Genomic DNA, 26,391 nt, shown 5'->3' with positions numbered 1-26,391 from the left:
GGGGCGGGCGCGGCTGCGGCTGCGGTCAGACCGTCGCGGCGACCGCGCGGCTCTCGCGCACGGCCCGCGTCGCCGCGACGAGGTGCGCGAGCGCCGGCTCGACCTCCTCGTAGCGCCGGGTCTTCAGGCCGCAGTCGGGGTTGACCCACACGCGGGCGGGGTCGATGGAGCGGACGGCCTCCGTGAGCAGCTCCGTCACCTCCGCGGTGCCGGGCACGCGCGGGGAGTGGATGTCGTAGACGCCCGGGCCGATCTGCCGCTCGAAGCCCGAGGCGGCCACGTCGCCGAGGATCTCCATCTTCGAGCGCGCCGCCTCGATGCTCGTGACGTCGGCGTCGAGGCCGTCGATCGCGTCGATGACCTCGCCGAACTCGGAGTAGCACAGGTGGGTGTGGACCTGCGTCTCGTCGCGCACGCCCGCCGTGGCCAGGCGGAAGGAGCGCACGGACCACGCGAGGTAGTCCGGCTGGTCGGCGCGGCGCAGGGGCAGGAGCTCACGCAGGGCGGGCTCGTCGACCTGGATGATCCCGATGCCGGCGGCCTCGAGGTCGGCGATCTCGTCGCGCAGGGCGAGCGCGACCTGGTCCGCGGTGGCGCCCAGCGGCTGGTCGTCGCGCACGAAGGACCAGGCGAGGATCGTCACCGGACCCGTGAGCATGCCCTTCACCGGCTTCGGGGTGAGGGACTGCGTGTAGGAGGACCAGGCGACCGTGATGGGCGCCGGGCGGGACACGTCGCCCCACAGCAGCGACGGGCGCGTGCAGCGCGAGCCGTAGGACTGCACCCAGCCGTTCTGCGTCACCGCGAACCCGTCGAGGTGCTCGGCGAAGTACTGGACCATGTCGTTGCGCTCGGGCTCGCCGTGCACGAGCACGTCCAGGCCGAGCCGCTCCTGCAGCCTCACGACGCGGCGGATCTCCGCGCGCATCTCGTCCTCGTACTGCTCGGCCGTGAGCTCGCCCTTCCCGAAGGCGGCACGCGCCCTGCGGATCTCGGGGGTCTGCGGGAAGGAGCCGATCGTCGTGGTCGGCAGGGGCGGCAGGGCGAAGCGGGCCGTCTGCGCCGGCTCGCGCTCGGCGTAGGGGGTGCGGACGGCGTCGGCGTCCGTGAGCGCGGCCACGCGGGCGCGCACCTCGGGGCGCACGACGCCGGGGGCGGCGGCCCGGCCGGCGAGGGCCTCGGACGCGGCGCGGAGCCGGTCGTGCACGGCCTCGCGCCCCTCGACGAGGCCCTCGGCGAGCGTGACGACCTCGTCGACCTTCTGGTCGGCGAAGGCGAGCCAGGACGCCAGCGTCGGGTCGAGCTGCGGCTCGTCGGCCACGTCGTGCGGCACGTGGAACAGGGACGTCGACGTGCCGACGGCGACGCCGCCCGCGCCGAGCCGCTCCAGCCGCTCCAGCAGGGTGAGCTTCGCGTCGAGGTCGGCGCGCCAGACGTTGTGGCCGTCGACGACGCCCGCGACGAGGGTCGTGCCCTCGAGCCCGGGCACGGGGGCCCCGGGGACGCGGCCGCGGACGAGGTCGAGGCCGACCGCCTCGACGGACGTCGCGGCGAGCACGGGCAGGGCCGCCCCGAGGTCGCCGTAGGGCGCGGCGACGAGGAGCGCGGGCCGCTCGGGGCGCGCGAGCTCGTCGGCCAGCACGCGGTAGGCGGTCGCCGTGGCGGCGAGGAGGGCCTCCGGCGAGGCGTCCACGGAGTCGGAGACCAGCGCCGGCTCCTCGAGCTGCACCCACGTCGCACCGGCGGCGGCCAGCGCCCGCAGCAGCTCCGCGTACACGGGCAGCAGGTCGGCGAGGCGGTCCAGCGGTGCGAAGCCCTCGGGGCTGCCCTCGGCGGGCTTGGACAGCGCGAGGAACGTCACCGGCCCGACGAGCACGGGCCGCGTGAGCACGCCGTCGGCGAGGGCCTCGGCCAGCTCACGGACGGGGCGGTCGGACGCCAGGCGGAAGAGCGTGCCCGGGCCGATCTCCGGGACGAGGTAGTGGTAGTTCGTGTCGAACCACTTCGTCATCTCCAGCGGCAGGTCGTCGCCGCGGCCGCGGGCGACGGTGCTGTAGCCGGCCAGGTCGAGGGAGCCGTCCGGGCCGACGAGGTCGGCGAAGCGCTCCGGCACCGCGCCGACGGTGACGGCGGCGTCGAGCACCTGGTCGTAGAAGGAGAAGGCGCTGGGCACGGACGCGTCGTCGGCGCGCAGGCCGAGCTCGACGAGACGGGTGCGGGTGCGGCGGCGCAGGGCCGCGGCGGTGGCCTCGACCTCGTCGGCGGAGGTGCGGCCGGCCCAGAACGCCTCGAGGGCCTTCTTCAGCTCGCGGCGCGGGCCGATGCGGGGGTAGCCCAGCACGCTGGCGGCGGGGAAGCGGGGGGCGGGGGTCGCTGCGGAAGTCACGGTGGCTCTCCTGGTCGGGACGCGGGCGTCCGGTCGGGGGTCCGGGTCACCCCGGGGCGGTCGGGTCCTGCGGTGGGTCGGGGGTCGCCTCAGCCGGCGACGAGGGCGGCGGGGGCCCGGTCGGCGCCGGCGGGCCGGTCGGCCGGAGCCCCGACGACGGTCCCGACGCCGGTCCCGACGACGACCCCGGGGCCGGCGTCGGGGCCGGCGTCGGCCTCGTGGTGGTGGCCGGCCAGGCCCGCGCGCGCCAGGGCGTCGAGCGGTGCGCGGTGCTGGTTGAAGGTGTACAGGTGCAGGCCGGGGGCGCCGGCGTCGAGGAGCCCCCGCAGCAGGGCCGCGGTGGCGTCGACGCCGACCGCGTACCGGGCCCGGGCGTCGGGCGCCGCGTCGAGCCGTGCGAGGAGGTCCGTCGGCGTCGGGACGCCGGTCAGCCCCTCGAGGCGCCGCAGGCGCGCGGGGTCGGTGGCGGGCAGGACGCCGGGGATGACGGGGATGCGCACGCCGGCGGCCCGGGCCTCCGCGACGAGGCCGGCGTAGTCGTCGGCGGAGTGCACGACCTGCGTGATGGCGAAGTCGGCGCCCGCGGCCTGCTTCTCCAGCAGGGAGCGCACGTCCTGGGCGCGGGTGCCGCCGGTGGCGTGGTTGCCGCGCGGGAAGGCGGCCACGGCCAGCGACAGCGGCCGGACGGTGGCGCGCACCGCCTGGGCCGGGCTGGCGGCCACGCGGTCGGCCTCGATGCGCCGCAGCAGCGCGACGAGCTCCGCCGCGGTCTCCACGCCCTCGGGGTGCGGGGTCCACGCCGCGTCGTCGGCCGGGGGGTCCCCGCGCAGGGCGAGGAAGGCGCGGACACCCTCGTCGAGGAACTCCCGCACGACGGCCGCGACCTCCTCGCGGGAGGTCCCCACGCAGGTGAGGTGCACGATGGCGGTGAGCGAGGTCTCCCGCAGGAGGCGGCGCACGAGCGCGCGCGTGGTGGCGCGGGTGCTGCCCGAGGCCCCGTAGGTCACGGAGACGAAGTCCGGCCGCACGGCCTCCAGGGCCCGCACCGTCTCCCACAGGCGGGGCTCGGCCTGGGGCGTGCGCGGCGGGTACAGCTCGAAGGACAGCGTGGGGCGCTCGGCCACGGCGGGCAGGTCCTCGGGACCCGTGGGGCAGCGGTCGGTGCCGTCGGGGCAGGGTCGGTCGGTCATCGTCGGGACTCCATCGGTCCTGGCGGAAGCACCCGCACCCTGCAGGAGGGGGGTTGCTGCGGCGTCACCGTGCCAGGTCACTCGGCCGCTCTGGATGGTCGCGAGGAGGCTAGGAGCGCCCCGACGCCGCGACAAGAGTGCGTCCACGGGTCGGACACCTCGTCCTACCTGGTGGGACCGCCCCTCGCGCGGGGGAGGTCCGCGCCGCGGCCGGGCGCCCGCCCGTGGACCGCGTGCGCGCGCCCCGCGGGCGAGGCCGTGGGGGCCGAGCCGGTACCGTGACCACGAGACACGTCGACGGCGGAGGGACAGCGGTGACCCGCTCCACGATCATCTACACCTACACGGACGAGGCCCCGGCGCTGGCGACCCACTCGCTGCTGCCCGTCGTCGAGGCCTACGCGGCCCAGGCGGGCGTCGCGCTCCAGACGCGGGACATCTCGCTGGCGGGCCGGGTCCTGGCCCAGTTCCCCGAGCGGCTGACCCCGGAGCAGCGGGTCGGAGACGCGCTGGCCGAGCTCGGCGCCCTGGCGCAGACGCCCGAGGCCAACATCATCAAGCTGCCCAACGTCTCCGCGTCCGTGCCGCAGCTCAAGGCCGCGGTCGTCGAGCTGCAGTCCCAGGGCTACGACCTGCCCGACTACCCGGACAACCCGGCGACCGACGAGGAGCGCGAGACCCGCGCGCGGTACGACCGCGTCAAGGGCAGCGCCGTGAACCCCGTGCTGCGCGAGGGCAACTCCGACCGTCGGGCCCCCGCCTCCGTGAAGCGGTACGCCCAGCAGCACCCGCACCGCATGGGCGCGTGGACGGCGGGCTCGCGGACGAACGTCGCCACGATGGGCGAGCACGACTTCCGCTCGAACGAGCAGTCGTTCGTCGTGGCCGAGGACGGCGCGCTGCGCATCGAGCTCGTGACGGCCGACGGCGCCACCCCGGTGCTCAAGGAGTCCGTGCCGGTGACGGCCGGCGAGGTCGTCGACGCCACGTTCCTGTCCGTGGCGGCGCTCGACCGGTTCCTCGAGGAGCAGGTCGCCCGCGCCAAGGCCGAGGGCGTGCTGTTCTCCGTGCACCTCAAGGCCACGATGATGAAGGTCAGCGACCCGATCATCTTCGGCCACGTGGTGCGCACCTTCCTCCCGACGCTGTTCGCCGAGCACGGTGCGACGCTGGAGGCCGCGGGCCTGTCCCCGAACGACGGCCTCGGCTCGCTCCTGCGGGGCGCCGAGGCGCTGCCGGAGGCCGAGGCCATCCGCGCGGCCGTGGCGAAGGACCTCGCCGAGGGCCCGGCGCTCGCCATGGTCGACTCCGACAAGGGCATCACGAACCTGCACGTGCCGAGCGACGTCATCGTCGACGCCTCCATGCCGGCGATGATCCGCACGTCGGGCCACATGTGGGGCCCCGACGGCCAGGAGGCCGACACGCTCGCGGTCATCCCCGACTCCTCCTACGCCGGCGTCTACCAGACGACGATCGACGACTGCCGCGCCCACGGCGCCTTCGACCCGGCGACCATGGGCTCCGTGCCCAACGTCGGGCTCATGGCGCAGAAGGCCGAGGAGTACGGCAGCCACGACAAGACGTTCGAGCTGCCGGCCGCCGGCACCGTGCGGGTCGTCGACGCCGCCTCGGGCGAGGTGCGCCTGGAGCACGAGGTCGAGGCGGGCGACATCTGGCGCATGTGCCAGACGAAGGACGTGGCCATCCGCGACTGGGTCAAGCTCGCGGTGACCCGCGCCCGCGCCACCGGCGTCCCGGCGGTGTTCTGGCTCGACGAGGGCCGTGCCCACGACGCCAACCTCGTCGCCAAGGTCCGCGAGTACCTGGCCGAGCACGACACCGACGGCCTGACGATCGAGGTCCTCGAGCCGTCCGCCGCCACCCGCTACTCCCTCGAGCGCATCCGCCGCGGCGAGGACACGATCTCCGTCACCGGCAACGTGCTGCGCGACTACCTCACCGACCTGTTCCCCATCCTCGAGCTCGGCACGAGCGCGAAGATGCTGTCGGTGGTCCCGCTCATCCACGGCGGCGGCCTGTTCGAGACGGGCGCGGGCGGATCGGCCCCCAAGCACGTGCAGCAGCTCGTCGCGGAGAACTTCCTGCGGTGGGACAGCCTGGGCGAGTTCCTCGCGCTCGCGGTGAGCTTCGAGCACCTGGCGACGACCACGGGCAACGCGCGGGCCCAGGTCCTCGCCGACACCCTCGACCGGGCCACGGGCACGTTCCTGTCCGAGAACCGCAGCCCCGACCGGAAGGTCGGCGGCCTCGACAACCGCGGCAGCCACTTCTACCTGGCCCTGTACTGGGCCCAGGAGCTGGCGCGGCAGACGCAGGACGCCGAGCTGGCGGCGGCCTTCGGACCCTTCGCGGAGCGCCTCGGCGCGGCGGAGGCGACGATCGTCGAGGAGCTGCGCGCGGTGCAGGGGTCGCCGGCCGACATCGGCGGCTACTACCGCACGGACGCGGCGAAGGTCGCGGCCGTCATGCGGCCCTCGCGCACCTTCAACGAGGCGCTCGCCACCCTCGCCTGACCGGACCGCACGCCGGCCGCCCCCGGGGCGGCCGGCGTGCGGACCCGCCTAACCGGCGGAAGGGGCCCGACAGCGCGGCCCACTGCAGGAGGACCACGGTCTTGGCGTCCGCGACCGCTCCGGTCGCGATCCCCGCCAGCGCCTCGTCGAAGGACATCTCGACGACCTCGACCTCCTCGCCCTCCTCCGCGACGCCGCCGCCGGCCCCCGTGCGGTCCTGCGGCCGGTACTCCGCGGCGTAGAAGTGCACCCGCTCCGTGACCGACCCGGGGCTGGTCCACAGGTCGAACAGGTGCTCGACCCGGTCGAGCACCACGCCGAGCTCCTCCGCCGTCTCGCGGCGGACCGCCGTGAGCGGGTCGTCCTCGTCGAGCAGTCCGGCGGCCGTCTCGAGGAGCAGGCCGTCGGGGTGCCCGCTGACGTAGACGGGGAAGCGGAACTGGCGGGTGAGCAGCACGGTCCGGCGCGTCGGGTCGTACAGCAGGATCGTGGCGCCGTCGCCGCGGTCGTAGGTCTCCCGCTGCACCGTGCTCCAGCGGCCGTGGCGGTCGCGCTGGTCGAGCGTCGTGCGCCGGAGCACGTGCCAGCCCGATGCCAGCAGCTCGACGTCGCGCACGACGACGTCGGGGTTCCCGGTGAGGTCGCGGCCGACCCGGTCCAGGCCCGTGCGCCCCCGCGCGTCCGGGACGTCCAGACCCGGCCCGGACCGGACGACGGGTGGCACGAGGGCTCCGGGGGTACGCCCCGTGGTCGGGGCGGGCGGAGCGGGCGGGCGCGGAACCATCATCGTCATGGGTATGACTGTAGAAGAACACGCACGAACGTGGAAGAACAGGGATCGCGAGACCCCGGCGAAGCGTCACGGGCACGACGGGGCCCGGGCCGTGCGACCCGGGTCTGGCCGGAAGCGGACAGAAGATCCTCCTGGGAGTGGATACGGCGCCCTCGCCGGCCCGGCTACGGTCGGCGCGCCGGCCCAGCACGGGTCGTCGGACGGGGGGCGCGAGGATGCGTGCAGGGACGTGGTCGGTGGTGACGGGGGCGCTGGTCGCGCTCGCCGTCGCGGGGTGCTCGTCGGGGGACGGGCCGGCGGCGGAGGAGGAGGCCGAGATGGGCCCGATCAGCCGCATGATGCAGGAGGCGTACGGCGAGCCGGACGAGCAGCAGATGGTCGACCAGCAGGCGCAGGTGGAGGACCTCGTCGCCGCCTGCATGGCCGAGCAGGGCTTCGAGTACACGCCCGTGGACACGAGCGGGCAGTCCTTCGTCGTGCCCGAGGACGGCGACGTCCCGGAGTGGGGGAGCGTCGAGTTCGCCGAGAGGTTCGGCTACGGCATGACCACGAGCGACGAGCTCGCCGAGGCCCAGGGCTACGACCCCTCCGTGGAGGAGGAGATGCCCGTGAACCCGAACGACGAGCGCGTCATGGCCATGGGCGAGGGCGAGCAGCAGGCGTACTACGAGGCGCTCTACGGCGTCCAGACGGGGACGACGTCCGAGGACGAGCCCGTCGAGTACGACTGGACGACCGCCGGCTGCAGCGGCGCCGCCCAGCACGAGGTCTTCGAGGTCGAGGTGGAGGGCACGGACACGCAGGACCTGCAGACGCGCCTGGGCGAGATCTACGAGGACGCGCAGCAGGACCCGCGCTACCGCACCGCGCAGCAGGAGTGGGCCACGTGCATGGGCGACGAGGGGCACGACTTCACCGCCCCCGAGGACGCGCAGCAGAGCATCAGCGACGACCTCAACGCGATGTGGGAGGCCTCGACGACCGGCGAGGTCGACGAGGCGGTGGAGGCGGACCTGCGGGAGCGGGAGATCGCCGTGGCGGTCGCGGACGCCGGCTGCCGGGAGGGTGCCGACCTCGACGGCGTGCTCGGGCAGGTGACGAGCGACCTGGAGGAGACCTTCTACGCCGAGAACAAGGCCGAGGTCGACGCGTGGGTCGCCGCGATGCAGGAGAAGAACGGGTCGTGAGCACGTCGTCCTCCCCGTCCCCGTCCCCGTCCCCGTCCCCGTCGGCGCCCGTGCCGTCGTCCTCGGCCACCGGCGGCCTCCGGGGCCGGCGCGCCGTCGTGGTGCTCGCGCTCGTCGCGGTCCTCAGCCTGGGCGCCGGGCTGCTGCTCAGCCGGTTCGTCGTGTCACCGGGGCAGGCGGCCGCGCGGGCGGCGGCGCCCACCGCGGGGGCGATCACCGTGCCCGTGGAGAGCCGCACGATCGCCAGCACGGTCGTGCTGCGCGGCGACGTCGGCTACGACGACCCCGTCGGCGTGCGGCTCGAGCAGGGCGACCTGGGCGGGCCCGCCGTGGTCACGGGTCAGGTGCCCGCGGTGGGGGCGTCGCTCGACGCCGCCTCCGTGGTCCTCGAGGTGGTGGGGCGGCCGGTCGTGCTGCTCCCCGGCGACCTGCCGACGTACCGCACGCTGCGGGCGGGGGTCTCCGGCCCCGACGTCCTGCAGCTGCGCGCGTCGCTCGGCGCGCTGGGCATCGGCGCCGGCGACCCCGCCGAGGACACGTACGACGCGGCCCTGGCCGAGGGCGTGCGCGCCCTCTACGCGCGCGTCGGCTACGAGCCGCCCCCGGTCGACGCCGAGGTGGCGTCGGGCGTGGAGGCCGCCCAGGAGGGGCTGCGGGCGGCGCAGGAGGCCGAGACGGACGCCCGTGCGGCGCTCGCCACGGCGCAGCGCGGCACGGTGACCGCCGCCGAGCGCGTGCGGCTGGACGGGGACGTCGTCGTCGCCCGCACCGGCGTCGACTTCGCCCGCCAGCAGTGCGCCCTCGCCGTCGAGGAGCGGGACCCGACGGTGGACTGCACGGCGCCCGCGCTCGCGGTGCTGGCGGCGGCCCTCGACACGGCCGTCGCCGCCCGCGCGGCGGTGGACGTCGCGCCCGACACGCGCCCGGAGTCCGCGGCCGTCACCGCGGCCGCGACGGCCGTGACGCGTGCCCGTGACGAGCTGCGCACGGCGCAGGCCCGGTCGCTGACCCCGCTCCCCGCCGCCGAGGTCGTCTTCGTGCCGACCCTGCCGCGGCGCGTCGACGCCGTGGCGGTCCAGCGCGGCCAGACCGCCACCGGGGACGTGCTCACGCTCTCGGGCGCGACGATCCAGCTGCGCGCGCAGGCCTCGGTCGAGGAGGCGGACCTCATGCCCGCCGGCACCACGGGCACGGTCGCCGTCGACGGCACGGACGTGCCGGTGACCGTCGCGGAGATCACCGCCGCCGCCGCACCGGAGCCCGCCGAGGGCGGCGACGGGGCCGAGGGTGAGGGGGACCCCGGCACCGGCGCGGTCGACACGGGTGAGCGGACGGTCGTCCTCACCTTCGGCGAGCTCACGCCGGAGCAGGCGTCCGCGCTCCAGGGCCAGAACGTGCGCGTGACGATCCCGGTGAGCTCGACCGAGGGGGAGGTGCTGGCCGTGCCGCTGGCCGCGCTCACCGCCGGGCCCGGCGGCGAGAGCCGGGTGGAGCTCGCGGGGGAGGACGGGACCGGCCGGCTCGTCGAGGTCGAGACCGGCCTCGCGGCGGACGGCTACGTGGAGCTCGCCTCCTCGGCGGAGCCGCTGGCCGCCGGCGACCTCGTGGTCGTCGGGGTGCAGGCGGGCGACGACCGGGCGGGACCCGGCGAGGACCGGGACGCCGACGACGAGGGCACGACCGCGGACGCGGGATGAGCGTCGCCGACCTGCTGTCCGACGACGCGGGCACGCCCTCCGGGCGGTGGCGACCCCGGCGGGGGGCGCGGCGGGGCGCCGTGGCGGACCCCGCGCCCGGTGCGGGCACCCCGGCGGCACCCGGTCCGGACACGTCTCCGGTCCTCGAGCTGCGGGGCGTCGCCCGCTGGTTCCCGGGCGCCGAACCGGTGCACGCCCTCCACGCGGCCGACCTCAGCGTCGCCGCGGGGGACTACCTGTCGATCGTCGGCCCCTCGGGCTCGGGCAAGTCCACGCTCCTGAACCTCCTCGGCCTGCTCGACCGGCCCTCCGCGGGGGAGTACCTGCTCGACGGGACGCCGACGGCGCGCGCCCCCGAGGCGGTGCGGACCGCGCTGCGGGCCGGGCGCATCGGGTTCGTGTTCCAGGCCTTCCACCTCCTGCCCCACCGGACGGTGCTGGAGAACGTGCTGCTGGCGACCCTGTACTCGGGCGTCCCGCGCCGGGAGCGGCGCCGGCGGGCGACGGAGGCCCTCGAGCGCGTCGGGCTGGGGCACCGGACCGGGTTCCTGCCGCCCCTGCTGTCCGGCGGCGAGCGGCAGCGCGTGGCGGTGGCCCGGGCCGTCGTCACGGTGCCGGGCGTGCTGCTCGCCGACGAGCCCACGGGCAACCTCGACTCCGCCAGCACGGGGCACGTCCTCGACCTCTTCGACGAGCTGCACCGCGACGGGCTGACGCTGCTCGTCATCACCCACGACGCCGACGTCGCGGCGCGTGCGGGGCGCCGCGTGCGCATCGCCGACGGCCACCTCGAGGAGATCGCGTGACCACGGCGACGGGCGACCCGGCGACGGGGACGACGGCGGGCGGCCCGACGGCGGCGACCGACGGCGCCGCGACCGGTGCGACCGGGACGGCGGGGGACGCACCGTCCGGCCCGGTGACCGGCGGTCACCCCGGGAGACGGCCGCGGGTGCCGCGCGGCGACCGCTTCGGCCCGCGCGACGTCGTCGGGGAGGCGCTGGCCGGGACGGGCGCGCGCCCGGGTCGCCTCCTGCTCACCGTGCTCGGGACCGTGCTCGGCATCGCCTCCGTGGTCGTCACCCTCGGCCTGGCGCAGACCGCGGCGAACCGCATCAACGAGCAGTTCGACGCGGTGGCGGCGACCCAGGCGGTGGCCCGGCCGGAGCAGCGGACGACGTGGTCGGGCACCCAGCGGGCCGTGGGCACCCTGCCCTGGGACGCCGCCGAGCGTGCGGAGCGCATCGCCGGCGTGCGGGCGGCCGCGACGGTCTCGGACGTCGACCTGCGGGGCGCGACCGTGTCCGCCGTGCCCGTGAACGACCCGGCGGCACCGCCGCAGACCGGCCCGGCGGTCGTGGCCACGTCGCCGGGGCTCCTCGCGGCCGTCCGCGGGGAGCTGTCCCAGGGGCGGTTCTTCGACGCCGGCAACGACCGGCGCGGCGACCGCGTCGTCGTCCTCGGCGCGACCGCGGCGGAGCGCCTCGGCATCAGCCGCGTCGACCGGCAGCCCGCGGTGTTCCTGGGCGAGCGGGCGTACCAGGTCATCGGCATCCTCGGGGACGCCCAGCGCCGCTCGGACCTCCTGGGCTCGGTGCTCGTGCCGGAGGGGACCGCCCGGGCGGACCTCGGGCTCGTCGCCCCGGGGGAGGTGCAGATGCTCCTCGCGGTCGGGGCGGGGCCCGTGCTGGCCGAGCAGCTGCCGACGGCCCTCGACCCGGGGGCGCCGGAGACCATCGACGTCCAGGCCCCTGCCCGCCCGGCCGGGGTGCAGCAGGACGTGCAGGCGGACGTCAACGTCGTGTTCCTGGCCCTCGGCGCCGTGGCGCTGCTCATCGGCGGCGTCGGCATCGCGAACGTCACCCTGCTGTCCGTCATGGAGCGCACGGGCGAGATCGGGCTGCGGCGTGCGCTCGGGGCCCGCCGGCGCGACGTGGCGGCGCAGTTCGTCCTGGAGTCGGCGGTGGTGGGGGCGCTCGGCGGCGTCATCGGGGCCGCGCTCGGCGTGGCCGTGGTCACCGGGGTGTCGGCGGTGCAGGACTGGACGCCGATCCTCGAGATGCGGCTCGTGGCCGCGGCGGCCGTGGCGGGCACGCTCGTCGGGCTGCTCGCCGGCCTCTACCCGGCGCTGCGGGCGGCCCGCGTGGAACCCGTGGCGGCGCTGCGCGGGGGTCTCTAGCCCCTGCCCGCGAGCACGACGGGGCAGCCGGCGAGGTGGTCGTCGACGACGCCGCACGCCTGCATCGCCGCGTAGGCGGTCGTCGGGCCGACGAACCGGAAGCCCAGCCGCTTGAGCGCCTTCGCCAGCGCCACGGACTCCGGGGTGCTCCCGGGCACCTCCGCGAACGTCGCGGCGCGGGGCCGGGGTCCGGCGGGCGCGTGCGACCACAGCACCTCGTCGAGCGTCCGGCCCGCGGCGTGCAGCTCGACGAGGGCGCGCGCGTTCGCGATCGTCGCCGAGATCTTCGCGCGGTTGCGCACGATGCCGGCGTCGGCCATGAGGCGCTCGACGTCGTGCTCGTCGTACCCCGCCACGGTGACCGGGTCGAACCCCGCGAAGGCCTCCCGGAACGCCGGGCGCTTGCGGAGCACGGTGATCCACGCGAGGCCGGACTGGAAGCCCTCGAGGGCGAGCCGCTCGAGCAGGGCCGTGTCGTCGTGGACCGGGACGCCCCACTCCTCGTCGTGGTAGCGCTCGTAGAGCGGGTCGCCGTCGCCGAAGCAGCGCCGGCCGGCGGCGGGGCGTCCGGGGTCGGCGTCGCCGGCCGGTCCGGTGGTCGGCGCGGGTGCGGCGGCGGCCGTCAGCCCGGGGTCGGACGGGGCCGCGGCGGTCGGGGTCGTCGTCATGGCGCGATCCTGCCCGGTCCCCCCGACGGGCGGGGACCGGGCAGTGCGCCTCGGGGGGAGGGACGCCCCGCCGCGGGCTGGGGGCGGCCCGGGGGGCCGTCGGCGCGACGGTCCGCCTGCCTCGTCAGCGCAGGACGACCGCGAAGCCCCCCGGCGGCAGGACGACGGTCGCGGCCCCGTCGAGGACCCGGGCCCGGACGAGCCGGCCGTCGGCGTCGTGGACCGTGACGGTCGACGCCCTGCCGGCCGTGCCGACCGCGACGGGCTTCGGCACGGGCGCCGTGGAGGCGAGGAGCTCGCCGGACGCGCCGTCCGCACCGGACAGCGCCAGCCGCTGCACCCGCGGCCGCACGAGCAGCGCGTCCACGGTCGTCGTCCCGCCGGCGCCGGTCAGGGCCCCGGTGACCGTGACGTCCGTCGCGCCGACCCCGAGGAGCCGGGGCAGCGGCACGGGCAGGAGCGCGCCGGGCGCCGCGGTGATGCCCTGCTCCCCGACGGCGGGCGCCAGGGTGCCGAGCGTCCGCGCACCCGACGTCCACGTCGAGGTGGCGACGGTCTCCCCGACGAGGAGCACGGGCTCCACGGTGCGCGGCCCGCGCCCGGCCGGGACGCGGACCGAGGCGCTCTGCCCCGGCGCGACGACGAGCCCCGCGCCGCCGCTCCAGCGCGACTCGCCGGTCCAGCCGTCGGCCGGCGTGAGGACGGTGCCCGTGCCGGTGGCGGTCTCGGCCTCCACGACGACGAGCCCGTCCCGGTCGGCCACCGACGTCAGCGACGTGGCGAGGGCGGCCACGTCGGGCGCGTCGTCGAGGGCCAGCATGGTGAGCAGCCCGTGGATCGTGCTCTCCGCCCCGGAGTTGGGGTTGGCGCGGCCGTCGGGCTCGACTCCGTCGAAGGTCACGCCCGTGGCGGGGTCGTAGGTGGGAGCGCCGGACCGGTTCGTCCCGAAGAACCACGAGGCCGTCATGCCCGCCAGGGCGCGCAGGCCCGCGGAGCCGGTGGCGTCGGCGACCGCGAGCAGCGACTGCACGCGCGAGTCCGCGCCGTAGGCGATCTGCACCGTCTCGACGGGGGCGGGCAGCCACCCGTTGTCGGGGCCGCCGGCCGCCAGCAGGGTCGTCGTGAAGGAGACGGAGTCGTCGACGGCCGGCGCGAGCAGGTCGTCCCGGTCGAGGACCTGCGACGCCGCGGCCAGGGCGGCCGGCATCTGCGAGGCCCACGCGTGCCACAGGGAGCGCGACTGCGCCCACGGCAGGACCGCGCCGTAGGGCCAGGTGCGGGCGTCCCCGGCGCCCAGGGCGGCGACGCCCTCGGCCAGCTGCGCCAGCGCGTCGCGCGCCCCCGCGTCCTCCGGCCCGACGGACGGCAGCGCGTCCACGTAGGCGGCCAGGCCCAGGACGGCCTCCGCGGAGGCGTCCGCGCCGTCGACGACGAGCCACGCCGGCACGCGCACGCCGTCGGCGACGGCGTACTGCCCGTAGCGGGACAGGGAGTCGCGCTCGAGCGCCGCCACGCCGAGGCGCAGGCGGTCGGCGAGGAAGGCGGCGAAGGCAGGGTCGGCGTCGCGGAAGGCGGCGTACCCCTCGCCGAGGGCCCAGAGCGTCCGGGCGGTCCAGTAGCTGTTGGCGCTGTCGGAGGGGTCGGGCAGCTCGACGGGCTCGGGGCTGGGGTTCAGCGTCCCGTCGGGCTGCATCCACAGGACGACGTCGCCGGCGTCCGGCCCCGTCGCCGTCTGGAGGTAGGCGGCCGAGCGCAGCAGCTCGTAGGCGCTCGTCCGGCTGCTCCTCTCGCCGGTCTGCACCCAGTGCCGGACGTACACGACGGCGGCGCGCGTGACGTCGTCGGCGTTGTAGGCGCCCTGGCCCCAGTAGCCCGTCTCCGGGTCGAGGGGCCCGCCGCCCACGCGCTGGAACGCGCCCCCGGGGCGCGCGTCGGCGTACGTCCACGGGAACGTCAGCGCGGGCTCCTCGTCGAGCCGGTACGTCGTGTGCCCGGGCGTCGGCGGCGGCGTCGCGGTGTCGAGGAGGTCGTCGAGGTGGTCGAGGTTGGCGAGGGGGCCGTCGGGGGGCGTCACGGCGAGCGGCGCGGTGACGGGGGCATGGACGGCGGGTCCGGCGGCGGGTCCGGCGGCGGGTCCGGCGGCCGTGGCGGCCGTGGGCACGAGCGTGAGCGCCAGGGCGGTGGCCGCGGCGATCGCCAGGGCGCCGGCCCGGGTGCGTGGGGGGGTGCGTGCGGGGGTGTGTGCGGGGGTGCGGACGGGTGCGCGTGCGGTCATCGTCGACCGCCTCCTTCGGGAGGGGGTGGGGGAGCGGGAGAGGGCGGTGGGGGCGCGGGTGTCAGACCCGGTCGAGGCGGGCGACCCCGATCCGGGAGTCGGCCATGCCGTAGAAGACGTAGGGCACGCCCTCGACCTCCTCGATCGCGGTGGGGAAGACGACGTTCGGCACCATCCCCACCCGCTCGGCGGAGGTCTCGGCGACGAGGAGCGGCTCGGACGTCCGGGCCACCACGCGGGACGGGTCGTCCGCGTCGAGCACGAGCGCGCCGGCGGCGTAGTGCACGTCCTGCTGCTGCGCGAACGCGTCGTCGATGGTCCCCGTGACGCCGTGGTGGAGGACGAGCCAGCCCTCGGGGACGCGGCGCGGCGGCGGCCCCGCGCCGATCTTCAGCTCCTCGAAGGGGAAGGCCGGGCCCGCCACGAACCGGTGCTGCCCCCACCGGGCGAGGGCCCGCAGGTCCCGGCGCACCGCCTCGAGCGGCACCCAGGAGATCCAGACGGACTGGCGCCCGTCGGTGACGCCCGCCGGCAGCGGGCTGCCCTCGCCGGGCACCGTGGCGCCGATGTGCCACATGGGCCGGTGGAGCACGGCGAGCGACTCCCGGCCGTCGGGGGCGACGAGCGGCTCGGGGAAGACCACCGTGTCCTTGTTGTGGAAGAGGCCGAGGTCGGTGTCGAGCGCGTCGTCGTACTCGAAGGTGACGGGGCCCAGGCGCCGCCAGGTGCGCAGGTCCTCGCTCACCGCGACCGCCGTGCGGGGCCCCAGCGGGCCGAAGGCGACGTAGGTCATGACGTGCAGGCCGAGGGCGGCGACCCAGGTGAGGCGCGGGTCCTCCACGCCGGCGTGCGTGGCGCCGCGCTCCCACCCGCGGTCGGGCGCGAGGACGACGCCCTGCCGCTCGACGCCGACGGGCACGCCGTCCTCGACGAGCACGCGGGCGAGGCCGATGCGGGAGACGTTGCCCGCGGCGACGAGCCGGGGCAGCAGGTAGAGCTCGCCGTCGGGCCCGCGCCCGGAGCCCGGGTTGAGGACGCCCTCCGCCTCGAACGGGTCGTCGGGGTCGGGGCTCATGACGGTCCCGAGGCGCGTGAGGCGGTAGGGGACGGTGGCGCTCGCGGGCGGGGGCGCGTGGGCGGAGGAGGGGGGGACGGACGAGGTCACGGGTCAGCCCTTCACGCCGGACCCGAGGTCCGTCGAGATGAAGTACCGCTGGAAGACGACGAAGAGCACGACGACGGGCGCGGCGAGCACGACGGCCCCGGCGAGGATCGCGCCGAACGGGTTGGCGGCCGTCGCGGCGACGTTGGAGATGTAGTTGGCCAGGGACACCGCGAGGGGCTGCAGCGCGGCGTCCTTCGTGATGAGGAAGGGCCAGAGGAACTCGTTCCAGGGACCGATGAACGTCAGCAGGCCCGCCGTGACGAGCGCCGGGCGCACGAGCGGCAGCGCCACCCGCAGGAGCAGCCGGATCTCGCCGGCCCCGTCGATGCGCGCCGCCTCGAAGAGCTCCTTCGGCACCTGGAGGAAGTACTGCCGGAAGATGAGCACGGCCGTGGAGTTGATGGCGAACGGCAGGATCATCCCCAGGTGGCTGTCCGCCAGCCCGTAGTCGCGCGCGATGAGCACGTAGAGCGGGATGAGCAGGAGCTGGAAGGGCACCACCTGGACGAGCAGCGCCAGGGCGAACGTCGTCCCCCGGCCGCGCCACTCCAGCACGGCGAGGGCGTACCCGACGAGGACCCCGAGCACGAGGGTGCCCAGGAGCACCCCCCCGGTGAAGAGGCCGGAGTTCACGAGGCCCGTGAGGAGCCCGATGCGGCTGTCGATGGCCGTGTAGTTGGCCGTGGTGAGGTTCGCCGGGTCGGGGAACGCCCCGGCGAGGGTCGGGTCGGGCGTGCGCTGGAGGGACCCGATGACCATGTAGGCGAAGGGGAAGAGGAAGGCGAGCGCGCCGAGCGCGAGCACGACGCCGCGCAGCACCGTGGGCCCCCGGCCGAGCGTGCGGTCCATCAGCGGTCCCCTCCCGCGAAGCGGTTCTGCAGGCCGGCGAGCACGAGGACGGCGAGCACGAGCACCACGCCGATGGCCGCGGCCTCGTCGGGGTACCCCTGCTCGATCCCGCGCTGGTACATGAGGAGCACCGGCGACGTGGAGGCGCCGTTGGGCCCGCCGCCCCCGGTGAGCAGGTACGGCTCCGTGAAGAGGTTGGCGCCGGTGACCGTCGAGACGAGGAGCACGAGCAGCGTCGCCGGCCGCACCCCGGGCACGGTGACGGTCCAGAAGGTGCGCAGCCGGCTCGCGCCGTCGGTGGCGGCGGCCTCGTAGAGCTCCTTCGGCACGTTCTGCAGCGCGGCCAGGTACAGCAGGATGTAGAAGCCCAGCTGCTTCCAGGTGACGAAGAGGGCGATCGAGGGCATCGCCCACGTCTCGTTGATGAGCCACGACGGGTCCGGCGCCAGAGGCCCGAGCAGCCGGTTCACCAGGCCGCCGGAGCTGAAGAGGAACAGCCAGACCCCGACGACCGCGACGCTCGCCGCGACGTAGGGGAGGTAGAAGGCCACGCGCAGGAAGCCGCGGAAACGGACCACCCGGTTCAGCGCCGTCGCGAGCACGAGGCTGAGGACCACCGTGAGCGGCACGTTGATGAGCAGGAAGACGCCGACGTTGAGGAACGACCGGCGTACGTCGGCGTCGGTGAGCACCGCGACGAAGTTGTCCAGCCCGACGAAGGGCCGCTCGACCGCGACGCCCGGCGCCGTGAAGAAGAAGTCGTGGAACGCGATGTACAGCGCGTAGCCGAGCGGGTAGGCGAGCACCAGGACGACGAAGACGAGGTACGGCGCCGAGAGCAGCAGCCCGAACGGGTTCCGACCCAGGATGCCGCCCGACGACCGGCGCCGGGGTCCGCCGGACGCGCCGCGCCGGGCGCCCCGCCGCGCGGGGGCAGGCGCTCCCGGCGCCCCGACGGCGGTGCTGCCGCCGGCGGGGCGGGCGGGGAGGGTGGAGGCGTCGCTCATGGCTCCTCAGCCCTGGGCGGCGAGCTCGTCGACCTCGGCGGCGGCCGCGTCGAGCGCCTCGCGGACGTCGGAGCGGCCGAAGATGACGCTCTCGGACCACGCGTCGCGGATGGTCTGCAGCATCGCCACGGTGTTGGGGCCGGCCGGCACCTCGACGGTGCGGCTCGCCTGGTCGCCGAACCTCTCGTAGGCGGGGTTGGCGGCGAAGTACTCCGCGTAGGTCGTCGACAGGTCGGCCCGGATCGGCATCTGGCCCGTCGTCTCCAGCAGCGCCGCGTCCTGCTCCTCGCCGGTGGCGAACTTCAGGACCTCCCAGGCCGTGCCCTGGTTCTCGCACGCGGTGTACAGGCCGATGTTCTTCGCGTCGGAGAACGTCCAGGTCTCCTCCGGCGCCGTCCCGTCCTGCGTCGGCACGGGGACGGCACCCCAGTTGACGCCCTCGTACACCTTGACGGCCCAGGGCCCGACGATGGACATCGCCGACACCCCGTCGGCGAAGACGTCGCCCTGGTACTGCTCCTGGCTGCTGAGCCCCTCGTCGTACAGCGTCCGCCACAGCTCGGCGACGGCGTAGCCCGCGTCGGAGTCGAAGGCCGCCTCGCCGTCCTCGACGAACCCCTGGCCGCCGGACTGCGCCGCGAACATGGGCAGGAAGTCGAACTGGCTCTGGAAGAACTCGCTCGTGGGCGCCGGGCTGATGGCGAACTGCGCCGCACCGGACTCCACGAGCGTCCGCGACGCGGCGAGGAACTCGTCGTAGGTGGACAGCGCGGGGGCCTCCGGGTCGAGGCCCGCCTGCGTGAAGAGGTCCTTGTTGTAGAAGACGACGACGGGGTTCGACTTCCAGGGCATCTGGAAGTACGCGCCCTCGGCGTCCTGGTACTGCGCCGCGACGTCCCCGCTGCGCTCCTCGATGTACGAGGCGCCGTCCTCGAACCCGGACAGGTCGACGAGGCCGCCCTGCTTCTGGAACTGGCCCACGGCGCTCGGCGCGGTGTTGAGGACGAGGCAGGGGGCGTTGCCCGCGGTGATCGCGGCGCTGATGACCTCCTCCGACGAGGAGCCCGCGGGGATCTCCTGGCCCGTCACCTCCTCCTCGGGGTGCTCGGCGTTCCAGGCCTCGACCATGGCCTCGCCCCAGGCCACCTCCTGCTCGTTGTTCGAGTACCAGATGGTGATGGGGCCGGTGGCGGTGCGGGCGTCGTCGCCGCCGCCGCCTCCCGCGTCCCCGCCGCCGGAGCAGGCGGCGAGGCCGAGGGCGGTGACGGCGGCGGCGCCGATGGCAGCGGTGCGACGGTGCACGGTGTCCTCCTGAGGACGACCCGGCGGTGCCGGGCGAGGTGGTCGGGCGGTGCGGTGGGGCGGCGCGCCGACGCGGACGGGCCGGCCCCGCCCGGAGGGCCTGCCGGGCGCGGCCGTGCTGCAGGTGCGGGCGCTACGGACCGTGCTGCGCTGCGGGCGTACGGGCGCTGCGGCGCGGGCCGGCGCGTGCAGCCCGTCGTCGGGTCGTCTCCGTCCGGCGCGCCGCGTCGGTGCCGGCGCCGGGACAAAAACGTTTCGGTGCTCGACCGTAGCACGGGCGTACCGGCTGGCAACCCCCCTGCGGCACGCCGGTCCGCGACCGGTCCCCGGTGGCGGAGCCGGCTGGGTCGGCTCAGCCCGGTGCGGGGCCCGTCGAGCCGCGCACGAGCAGGTGCGCGGGGGCGACACGGACGTCCTCGCCGGCCGTCCCCTCCACCGCCGCCAGCAGCAGCCGGGCGGCGGCGGCCCCGATGACGTGCGGCGTCGTCGTGAGGGTCGTCAGGCCGGGGCGGACGTACGCGCCGAGCTCGATCCCGTCGAAGCCGGCGACGGAGAGGTCCTCCGGGACGCGCCGGCCGCGCCGGTCCGCCTCGGCGACGAACCCGATCGCCGCGAGGTCGTTGGCGCAGAAGACCGCCGTGGGCGGGTCGGGCCGTCCCAGCAGCACGGCGGCCGCGCGGGCCCCGCCCCCGTAGGTGAAGTCGGCCTCGACGACGACCCCCGGGTCCTGCCCCGCGGCGCGGAGGGCGGCCCGCCAGACCGCGGCCCGGTGCACCGCGTGCACCATCCGCGCCGGTCCCGCCACGTGCGCGAACCGCCGGTGCCCGAGCCCGACGAGGTGCGCGACCAGCTCCGCGACGCCCCCGGCGTCGTCCTGCCGCACCGCCGGCAGCGCGCAGCCGGGCTCGGGGTTCACCGCGACCGCGGGGAGGCCGAGCCCCTGCACCAGCGGCAGGCGCGGGTCGTCGACGACGAGCTCGTCGAGCACGACGCCGTCGACTCGGCGGTCCCCGGCGAGGCGGCGGTAGCGGTCGAGCGTGTCGCCGCGCGAGGCGCCGATCTGGAGGATGAGCGCGTACCCGGCCGGGTCCAGGACCTGCTCGAGACCCCCGATGAAGCCGCCGAAGAACGGGTCGGACCCCAGCACCGCCGGGTCGCGGTGCACGACGAGGCCGACCGCGAACGCGCGCCGGGCGCTCAGCGAGCGGCCGCGCAGGGAGGGCACGAAGCCGAGGTCGTCGGCCGTGCGGCGGATGCGGGCGCGCGTCCTCTCCGACACCCCGGGCCGACCGTTGAGGGCGCTGGAGACCGAGGAGATCGACACCCCGGCCGCGGCGGCCACGTCGACGATGGTCACGCGCTGCGTCATCGTCCCTCCTCGCCCGCCGGACCTCCGATGCTAGGCGTGCGTGCGCCGGGCCCCGCGTCCGACCCCGTGCCGCTGCCGCCGTCGCTGCCGCCGTCGCTGCCGCCGTCGCTGCTGCCCCGACGGTGCCGGCACGTCCTCCTCAGCCGTGCGCGTGCGCACGCCCCACCAGGGCGTGGAGGTCCGGGCTCGCGGCGATGCCCAGCTCGGCGTCGAGCTGGCGGTTGTAGATGGTGAGCTGGCGGACGGCCTCGCTGACGTTGCCCTCACCGAGGTAGGCGCTGATGAGGGCGCGCTGGGCGGACTCGCGCAGCGGTTCGGCGCGGACGGCGGCGAAGGCCGCCGTGATCGCCTCGGGGTACCGGCCCAGCCGGCACAGGGAGCCGCTGAGCGTCTCGAGGGCGTGCATGCGCACCTGCCGCTGCCGTTCCCGGTCGATGACCAGCCACTCCTCGTCCCACGTGGGCAGGAGGTCGTCCTCGAGCACGGTCACGGCGCGCGCGTCGGGCTCCGTGACGTCCCCCCGCATGAGCTCGTGCGCGTACGTCCGCGCGTCGCGCAGGTCCACGTGCAGGTCCGCGTCGAGGGCCACCTCGCGCCGGTCGCACGTCAGGAGGCCGCCGTCCACCGCCCGCACCTGCCACACGGCGTTGCGCAGGTTGGCCTGGGCCCGCTGCTCGGGGACGTCGTGCCAGAGCGTGCCGGCGAGCGCCGACCTGCTCTGCGCCGCGAGGCGGACGGCGAGCAGCGCGAGCAGCCTCTGCGCCTGCACCGGCAGCGATCGGGGCCGGCCCGCGACCACGAGCCGGAACTCGCCGAGGAGGCAGAGCCGGGGCTGGGCTCGTGTGCTCTCCATGAGGCCTCCAGGCGTCACGGTCGAACGGTGCACGCAGCGCGACGGTGGTCGAGGCAGGTGCGGGACGCTCGCCGGGACGCGACCCGGACGGCGCCTCGCCAGCATAGGGCTCGTGCCGCAGCCCCCGCAGTGGTCCGTCGTCGTGGTGCGGGCGTGGGTCGGGACCGAGGGCCTGCGGATCCGGATGCTCGCGACGGACAGCGCCGGTGGGGAGGCGGAGGCCGTGGTGGCGACCTCGCAGGCCGCCACCGACGTGCTGGGGACGTGGCTCGGGGACCTCACGTCCGGGAGGCACCCCACGCCGCGACCGTCCCGGCCGCCGGGCCGACGGCGTCGCCCGGGCGCCGACGACGACCACCGGGACGGTTCCGTGACGTCCGCGTGACGCGGGTCGGACGCGCGTCGGACGCGGGGCCGGACGCGGGCCGGACGCGGGCCGGACGCGGGCCGGACGCGGGCCGGACGCGGGCCGGACGCTCGCGGGGACGCGTGCTGCCTACCGTCGGGGACCAGGAGAGCAGGGGGATCCATGAGCGCGCACGCGACGACCACCGACGGCCTGGCCGGCACCGCCTGGACTCCGGCGCAGGCCCCGTACACGACCAGCCCGTTCACCGCCGCGAGCGTCCTCGGTGCCGCGGTGCCGGTCGGGGAGCTCGAGCTCGGGTCCGCGCGCGGGCTGGTGACGCCCTTCGCGCACGGGCTGGCGTCCCTGGACGAGGTGGCGCTGGAGGACGAGGCGTTCGAGGCGCTCATGGCGGAGATGGAGGACGAGGGCTTCGCGGAGGCCCTCGACGCCGTCGCCGACGAGGTCGCCGGGCGGCACCTCGCCGGCTCCGACGGGCTCGGGAGCCAGGCGGAGGCGCTCGCGGCGGCCGACGCGGACGCCGAGCAGTGGATGGAGGTGCTCGCGTCCCGGGCGGACCGGCTGCTGGGCGCGCTCGAGGCGCACTTCGGCGAGCGGCCCGTGGAGGGCGTCACGGACGGGGAGATCGACGCGGTGACCGGGTCCGCCGGGCTCGAGGACGAGGCGGCGGGTCCCCTCGACGCCCAGGAGCTCTTCCTCGCGAAGCTCGTGAGCAAGGTGAAGAAGGTCGTCAAGGGCGCCGCGAAGGTCGTCGGCAAGCTCCTGCCGATCGGCAAGCTGCTCGGGGTCCTCAAGAAGGTCGTGCGCCCCCTGCTGCGACGGGTGCTCCAGAAGGCCATCGGGAAGCTGCCGCCGGACCTGCAGCCGGTCGCCCGCCGGCTGGCCGCCCGCTTCGCCGGCCGGTCGCCCGGCGCGGGGTCCTCGACGGGCGCCGCGGCGCCGGTGCCTGCTCCCGCGGGCCCGGCGGCGCCGCCCCCCGGGGCTGCGGTGCCCGGGGACGACGGGGGGGCGGACGCCGGCCCGCCGGTCCCCGCCGATGCCGCGGGGACGGCACCGGCGGCGGAGGAGGAGGGGGCGTGGAGCTCGCGCCGGCTGGCCGGCAGGCTCGACGCGACGATGGCCGAGGCGGTCCTGGCACCGGACGACGCCGCGGTGTCCGAGCTGCTCGCCGAGCTCGAGCAGGAGACCGCTGCCGTCGCCACGTCGGCCGGGGAGGACCCGGTCGCCGCACTGGACAGCGCGCGGCGTCGGCTCGTCGACCAGCTGCTGGAGGCCGAGGCCGGGACGCCCCCGGTCGAGCAGATGGAGCAGTTCGTCCCGGCCGTGATGGCGGTCATGAAGTTCGTCAAGCTCGGCGTCAAGGTCGTGGGCCGCAAGCGCGTGGTCGAGTTCCTGGCGAAGCTGCTGGCGACGCTCGTCAAGGACATGGTCGGTCCGCAGGGCGCGCTCCAGCTGTCCCGGCACGTGGCCGACGTGGGGCTGCGTCTCGTCGGGCTCGAGGCCGAACGGGCGGCCGGCGGCACCCTCGGCGCGCAGGCCCTGGTCGCCACCGTCGAGGACACGGTCCGGGAGGTGATGGCGATGCCGGCGCGGTCGCTGGAGGACGAGCTCCTGCTCGAGACCGCCGTGCAGGAGGCCTTCACGGCCGCCGCCCTGCGGCACGTCCCTCCGCAGCTCCTGCGGCCCGACCTCGTCGAGTCCCAACCCGAGGGGGACCGCGGCATCTGGGTGCTGCAGCCGCGGACCGGGGCCGCCCGGTACCGCTACAAGAAGTACACGGTGGTCCAGCCGGTGGTGCTGACCCCGGGCGTGGCGCGCGCGATCACCTTCGCCGACGGCGGGACGCTCGAGGAGCGCCTGCTCGACGCCGGCGCACGCAGCTGGCCCGTGCAGGCCGAGGCGCACTTCTACGAGCTGCTCCCCGGCGCGCAGCTCGGGCACCTGGCCGCGTTCGAGCTGGAGGGCGAGGGCATCGGCCCGTCGGAGGGGGCGCTGGAGTTCGAGAGCCTCTCCGCCGCCCGGCCGCTGCCGTTCCGGCACCCCTCGCCCGGCGGCGGCGCCGGGCCCCGGGGCCCGTCCGCGGGTGCGCGCGTCGTCCGGCTCAAGGTCCGCGGGCTCCGTCCGCGCCCGCAGCGCCGCTTCACGGTCCGCCTGGACCTGTCGGGCCCCCGACCGGTCCTCGACGTGCACCTGCGGATCGGCGAGCGGGTCGCGCACGAGATCGTCGGGCACCTGGAGAAGCGCCGGCTGCCCCAGGTCGTCACGACCGTCCGGGGGCTCGTCGGCCCTCCCGCCCGGCAGGCGCTCGCCGAGACGCTGACGCGGGTCCTCGGCCGGCACGGCGTGACCCTTCCCGAGGGTGGCGCGGCGCGCCTCGCGGACGCCCTGTGCGAGAGCCTGCTCCGCACGGTCGCGCAGCAGCTGCACCAGTCGGCCGCGGCCTTGACCACGGCCGCCCAGCACCCGGACCGCGGCGTCACCCTGACGTTCGCCTTCACGTTCGAGGGCAGGCAGGCCCTCGGCCGGGCGCCGTCGGACGACCCGACGCTCGCGATCCGCAGCGGGGCGCGCGGTGACTGAGGCGGCCGTGGGCCGGACGCGTCTGGAGATCACCCACTGGCGCCTGGCGGCGGAGGCCCTGCTCGACCTGGACGAGTTCGCCGCCCCCGAGGCCTGGGCCGGTCTCGAGGCCTACCTCCAGCGCGGCATCCGCGAACGTCTCACCGCGGTGGCGTCGTCCGTGGCGCACGAGGCGGGAGCCCTGGAGCGACGGGCCGCGGACGGTCAGGACCCCGACGGCCTGCGGGCCGGCGTGCTGGCCCTGCGCCGCCGCTACCTGCAGGTCGAGACCATCATGGACTTCTACGGCGACGCGATCGGCTCACGGACCAGCCCGTCGCTCCGCGCCCTCCTGCGGGGTCTCGACGTCCTGGCGGGCGACTCGATGGCCACCGCCCTGGCACCCCTGGGCATCGCGGCCCCGCCCGCGCTCGTGTACGTCGACAAGGGCCTCGGCGCGGCCATCCTCCGGGCGGGCATCCGGCTGTGGGACGAGGCGCACCCGTCCCCGGCCGCGGCGATCAAGCTCACGCGCCACAACCTCTCCTACCCGACGGCCCTGCTGCACGAGACGGGCCACCAGGTCGGCCACCTGACGGGCTGGAACACGGAGCTGGCCGAGGGGCTGCACGCCGTCCTCGCGCCCCGGTCGGCGGAGGCGGCGGAGCTGTGGGGCTCGTGGGCAGGCGAGATCGCCGCCGACGTCCACGCCTTCGCGCAGGCGGGCTGGGCGCCGGTGTCCGCGCTCGCGAACGTGGTCGACGGCCCGACGCCCGAGGTGTTCCGCATCCGCCTCGGCGACCCGCACCCGTTCGCCTGGCTGCGCGTCATGTTCAACGTCGCCCTGTGCCGCAGCTGGTACGGCCACGGGCCGTGGGACGCCGTCGGGGAGGCGTGGTGGCACCGGCACCCACCGGGGTCGGCGCCCACGCACGCCCGGGAGGTGGCGAGGGTGAGCGTCGAGGCCATGGGTGAGCTCGTCGACGTGTGCACCCGCCGGCCGTCCCGGGCCTTCCGCGGCGCGCCCCTGTCGCGCGTCCTCGACCCGCGCGCCGTGTCCCCGCAGGCCCTCCGGGACCTGGAGCGTCGTGCGGGGGACACCCTGCTCACCTCGGAGTACCTGCGCCGCCGGCACGCGGTGGCGATCCTGTCGGTCCTGTCCACCCGCGCCGTCCTGGACCCGGGGCGCGCGGCCGAGCACCGCCGGGCGCTCGCGGCCTGGCTCCGCACCCTGGGCGCGGATGCCGCGCCACTCCAGCTCGTGCCGCCCCGCGTCGCATGAGCGAGCACCCGCCCCGAGGAGGACCGATGAGCACGCCCACGCAGGCCCAGCTGCTCGAGCAGCTGGTGAGCCTCACCGACGCCGTCAGGAGGCTCGCGGAGCACACCGCCCCGGAGCCGGTCGTCACCGGTGCGGCCGAGGCCGACCGCGTCCGCGCACGGGTGGCTTTCAGCTACCGGGCGCTCGGCACGCTGACCGGTCGTGTCAGCACGACGGGCACGGCGTTCGACGTCCCGGTCGTCGGCGCGTTCCGGCGACGCGGCTTCGTCCTGCTGACCCGGCTCGTCCCCGGGGCGGAGGTCGCCGAGCTCAGGGCCGGTGCGCGGAGCGAGGTGCTGCGGATCCACCCCCTGCGCAACCGGGACGACGACATCGACCGGCTCGTGGACCTCGTGGACCTCGTCGCGCTGCGCGCGGACCCGGACGGCCCCCCGGACGGGCCCCCGACCGGCCCCCCGACCGGCCGACCGGCGGTGGACGTCGCCCCCGGCAGCACGCCGGGCGTCGACGCCCTCCCCGTGGACCGCCCGGGCGGCTCCGACGACCCGAGCCGGGCACGCCCCCGGTTCGGACGGGTCGGGGTCGTGCTCCCGGAGGCCTTCTCCGACTCCGACCCCATCGGCTCCGTCGTCGTCATGCGGTCGAGGCGCGGGCCCCTGCTCGCGTTCGGGCCCCGTCTGGCCGCCCTCCCGGCGGTCCCCACCCACCGACCCGTGTGAGAGCAGG

Annotated in this window: 20 protein-coding genes and 1 riboswitch; of the genes, 9 read left to right on the top strand and 11 right to left on the bottom strand. The window is 76.3% G+C overall.

From position 1 onward, the window contains the following. Window positions 1-25: 25 nt before the first annotated feature. Both metE and EJA20_RS06020 read right to left on the bottom strand, forming a co-directional pair. The gene (gene metE, locus EJA20_RS06025; RefSeq protein WP_129337256.1) at window positions 26-2,386 is read right to left on the bottom strand and encodes a 5-methyltetrahydropteroyltriglutamate--homocysteine S-methyltransferase; all 2,361 of its coding nucleotides are present in this window, start codon (window positions 2,384-2,386) and stop codon (window positions 26-28) included. Between the two features lie 89 nt (window positions 2,387-2,475). Next, window positions 2,476-3,576, bottom strand: a complete 1,101-nt coding sequence (locus EJA20_RS06020) for a methylenetetrahydrofolate reductase (protein ID WP_129337255.1) — start codon at window positions 3,574-3,576, stop codon at window positions 2,476-2,478. Then, a riboswitch (SAM riboswitch) is annotated at window positions 3,570-3,677 on the bottom strand. Its footprint overlaps the gene before it by 7 nt. A 213-nt stretch (window positions 3,678-3,890) precedes the next feature. Between EJA20_RS06020 and EJA20_RS06015 the strand changes: the two genes are divergently transcribed. After that, a complete protein-coding gene (locus tag EJA20_RS06015; protein WP_129337254.1) occupies window positions 3,891-6,113 on the top strand; it encodes an NADP-dependent isocitrate dehydrogenase in 2,223 nt (740 codons plus the stop codon). Here the strand turns inward: EJA20_RS06015 and EJA20_RS06010 are convergent. Beyond that, complete coding sequence (locus tag EJA20_RS06010; protein ID WP_240675111.1) at window positions 6,085-6,906, bottom strand: NUDIX domain-containing protein; 822 nt, start codon at window positions 6,904-6,906, stop codon at window positions 6,085-6,087. The genes EJA20_RS06015 and EJA20_RS06010 overlap by 29 nt on opposite strands. 239 nt (window positions 6,907-7,145) lie before the next feature. On the opposite strand from EJA20_RS06010, the gene EJA20_RS06005 reads away from it, so the two are divergent. Genes EJA20_RS06005 through EJA20_RS05985 form a run of 4 tightly spaced genes read left to right on the top strand, consistent with a single transcriptional unit; the run spans window position 7,146 to window position 11,969 of the window. Further along, window positions 7,146-8,093 (top strand): hypothetical protein, encoded by a 948-nt coding sequence (locus EJA20_RS06005; protein WP_129337253.1) that lies wholly within the window; start codon window positions 7,146-7,148, stop codon window positions 8,091-8,093. Then, complete coding sequence (locus EJA20_RS05995; protein ID WP_205687388.1) at window positions 8,090-9,790, top strand: RND family efflux transporter; 1,701 nt, start codon at window positions 8,090-8,092, stop codon at window positions 9,788-9,790. Before EJA20_RS06005 ends, EJA20_RS05995 begins: the two co-directional genes overlap by 4 nt. Continuing rightward, entirely contained in the window at window positions 9,787-10,596 is an 810-nt protein-coding gene (locus EJA20_RS05990) for an ABC transporter ATP-binding protein (RefSeq protein WP_129337252.1), read from the top strand. The genes EJA20_RS05995 and EJA20_RS05990 overlap by 4 nt, the downstream gene beginning before the upstream one ends. Then, window positions 10,593-11,969 (top strand): ABC transporter permease, encoded by a 1,377-nt coding sequence (locus tag EJA20_RS05985; RefSeq protein WP_240675107.1) that lies wholly within the window; start codon window positions 10,593-10,595, stop codon window positions 11,967-11,969. Before EJA20_RS05990 ends, EJA20_RS05985 begins: the two co-directional genes overlap by 4 nt. Here EJA20_RS05985 and EJA20_RS05980 read toward each other — a convergent pair. The 8 genes from EJA20_RS05980 to EJA20_RS18615 all read right to left on the bottom strand — a co-directional run bounded on the left by EJA20_RS05980 (window position 11,966) and on the right by EJA20_RS18615 (window position 21,475). Next, on the bottom strand, window positions 11,966-12,637 hold the full coding sequence (locus tag EJA20_RS05980) for a DNA-3-methyladenine glycosylase I (RefSeq protein WP_129337251.1): 672 nt from the start codon (window positions 12,635-12,637) through the stop codon (window positions 11,966-11,968). The genes EJA20_RS05985 and EJA20_RS05980 overlap by 4 nt on opposite strands. Window positions 12,638-12,761: 124 nt before the next feature. Continuing rightward, complete coding sequence (locus EJA20_RS05975; protein ID WP_240675105.1) at window positions 12,762-14,912, bottom strand: hypothetical protein; 2,151 nt, start codon at window positions 14,910-14,912, stop codon at window positions 12,762-12,764. A 61-nt stretch (window positions 14,913-14,973) separates the two neighbouring features. Then, the gene (locus EJA20_RS05970) at window positions 14,974-15,987 is read right to left on the bottom strand and encodes a glycoside hydrolase family 130 protein (RefSeq protein WP_129337268.1); all 1,014 of its coding nucleotides are present in this window, start codon (window positions 15,985-15,987) and stop codon (window positions 14,974-14,976) included. 93 nt (window positions 15,988-16,080) lie between these two features. Then, window positions 16,081-16,926, bottom strand: coding sequence for a carbohydrate ABC transporter permease (locus EJA20_RS05965; protein WP_129337250.1), 846 nt, complete (start codon window positions 16,924-16,926; stop codon window positions 16,081-16,083). After that, window positions 16,926-17,933, bottom strand: a complete 1,008-nt coding sequence (locus tag EJA20_RS05960) for a carbohydrate ABC transporter permease (protein ID WP_129337249.1) — start codon at window positions 17,931-17,933, stop codon at window positions 16,926-16,928. Before EJA20_RS05960 ends, EJA20_RS05965 begins: the two co-directional genes overlap by 1 nt. 6 nt (window positions 17,934-17,939) lie before the next feature. Then, window positions 17,940-19,235, bottom strand: a complete 1,296-nt coding sequence (locus tag EJA20_RS05955) for an extracellular solute-binding protein (protein ID WP_205687387.1) — start codon at window positions 19,233-19,235, stop codon at window positions 17,940-17,942. Window positions 19,236-19,587: 352 nt separating this feature from the next. After that, window positions 19,588-20,604, bottom strand: a complete 1,017-nt coding sequence (locus tag EJA20_RS05950; protein WP_129337248.1) for a LacI family DNA-binding transcriptional regulator — start codon at window positions 20,602-20,604, stop codon at window positions 19,588-19,590. A gap of 139 nt (window positions 20,605-20,743) precedes the next feature. After that, window positions 20,744-21,475 carry an AfsR/SARP family transcriptional regulator gene (locus EJA20_RS18615; protein ID WP_164983850.1) on the bottom strand — a complete coding sequence of 244 codons (732 nt, stop codon included), beginning with the start codon at window positions 21,473-21,475 and terminating at the stop codon, window positions 20,744-20,746. 94 nt (window positions 21,476-21,569) lie between these two features. Between EJA20_RS18615 and EJA20_RS18610 the strand changes: the two genes are divergently transcribed. The 4 genes from EJA20_RS18610 to EJA20_RS05930 all read left to right on the top strand — a co-directional run bounded on the left by EJA20_RS18610 (window position 21,570) and on the right by EJA20_RS05930 (window position 26,384). Further along, window positions 21,570-21,842 (top strand): hypothetical protein, encoded by a 273-nt coding sequence (locus EJA20_RS18610; RefSeq protein WP_164983849.1) that lies wholly within the window; start codon window positions 21,570-21,572, stop codon window positions 21,840-21,842. Window positions 21,843-21,986: 144 nt separating this feature from the next. Continuing rightward, window positions 21,987-24,404: a hypothetical protein gene (locus EJA20_RS05940; protein ID WP_164983848.1), complete on the top strand. Its 2,418-nt coding sequence runs from the start codon at window positions 21,987-21,989 to the stop codon at window positions 24,402-24,404. Then, window positions 24,397-25,665 (top strand): hypothetical protein, encoded by a 1,269-nt coding sequence (locus EJA20_RS05935; RefSeq protein ID WP_129337245.1) that lies wholly within the window; start codon window positions 24,397-24,399, stop codon window positions 25,663-25,665. Before EJA20_RS05940 ends, EJA20_RS05935 begins: the two co-directional genes overlap by 8 nt. Window positions 25,666-25,691: 26 nt before the next feature. Beyond that, window positions 25,692-26,384, top strand: coding sequence for a hypothetical protein (locus EJA20_RS05930; protein ID WP_129337244.1), 693 nt, complete (start codon window positions 25,692-25,694; stop codon window positions 26,382-26,384). The last annotated feature ends 7 nt before the right edge of the window (window positions 26,385-26,391 follow it).

It is taken from the genome of Cellulomonas endophytica, from assembly GCF_004123805.1.
GTDB classification, from domain to species: domain Bacteria; phylum Actinomycetota; class Actinomycetes; order Actinomycetales; family Cellulomonadaceae; genus Cellulomonas; species Cellulomonas endophytica.
The sequence above is the reverse complement of the archived record's forward strand: the minus strand, read 5'-3'. Positions and strand labels throughout refer to the sequence as shown.

Coding starts and splice junctions, on each gene's coding strand:
- EJA20_RS06020 (WP_129337255.1), bottom strand. CDS start 3,576: ATGACCGACCGACCCTGCCCCGACGGCACCGACCGCTGCCCCACGGGT.
- EJA20_RS06010 (WP_240675111.1), bottom strand. CDS start 6,906: ATGACGATGATGGTTCCGCGCCCGCCCGCTCCGCCCGCCCCGACCACG.
- EJA20_RS05990 (WP_129337252.1), top strand. CDS start 9,787: ATGAGCGTCGCCGACCTGCTGTCCGACGACGCGGGCACGCCCTCCGGG.
- EJA20_RS05980 (WP_129337251.1), bottom strand. CDS start 12,637: ATGACGACGACCCCGACCGCCGCGGCCCCGTCCGACCCCGGGCTGACG.
- EJA20_RS05975 (WP_240675105.1), bottom strand. CDS start 14,912: ATGACCGCACGCGCACCCGTCCGCACCCCCGCACACACCCCCGCACGC.
- EJA20_RS05970 (WP_129337268.1), bottom strand. CDS start 15,987: ATGAGCCCCGACCCCGACGACCCGTTCGAGGCGGAGGGCGTCCTCAAC.
- EJA20_RS05965 (WP_129337250.1), bottom strand. CDS start 16,926: ATGGACCGCACGCTCGGCCGGGGGCCCACGGTGCTGCGCGGCGTCGTG.
- EJA20_RS05960 (WP_129337249.1), bottom strand. CDS start 17,933: ATGAGCGACGCCTCCACCCTCCCCGCCCGCCCCGCCGGCGGCAGCACC.
- EJA20_RS05950 (WP_129337248.1), bottom strand. CDS start 20,604: ATGACGCAGCGCGTGACCATCGTCGACGTGGCCGCCGCGGCCGGGGTG.
- EJA20_RS05940 (WP_164983848.1), top strand. CDS start 21,987: ATGAGCGCGCACGCGACGACCACCGACGGCCTGGCCGGCACCGCCTGG.
- EJA20_RS05930 (WP_129337244.1), top strand. CDS start 25,692: ATGAGCACGCCCACGCAGGCCCAGCTGCTCGAGCAGCTGGTGAGCCTC.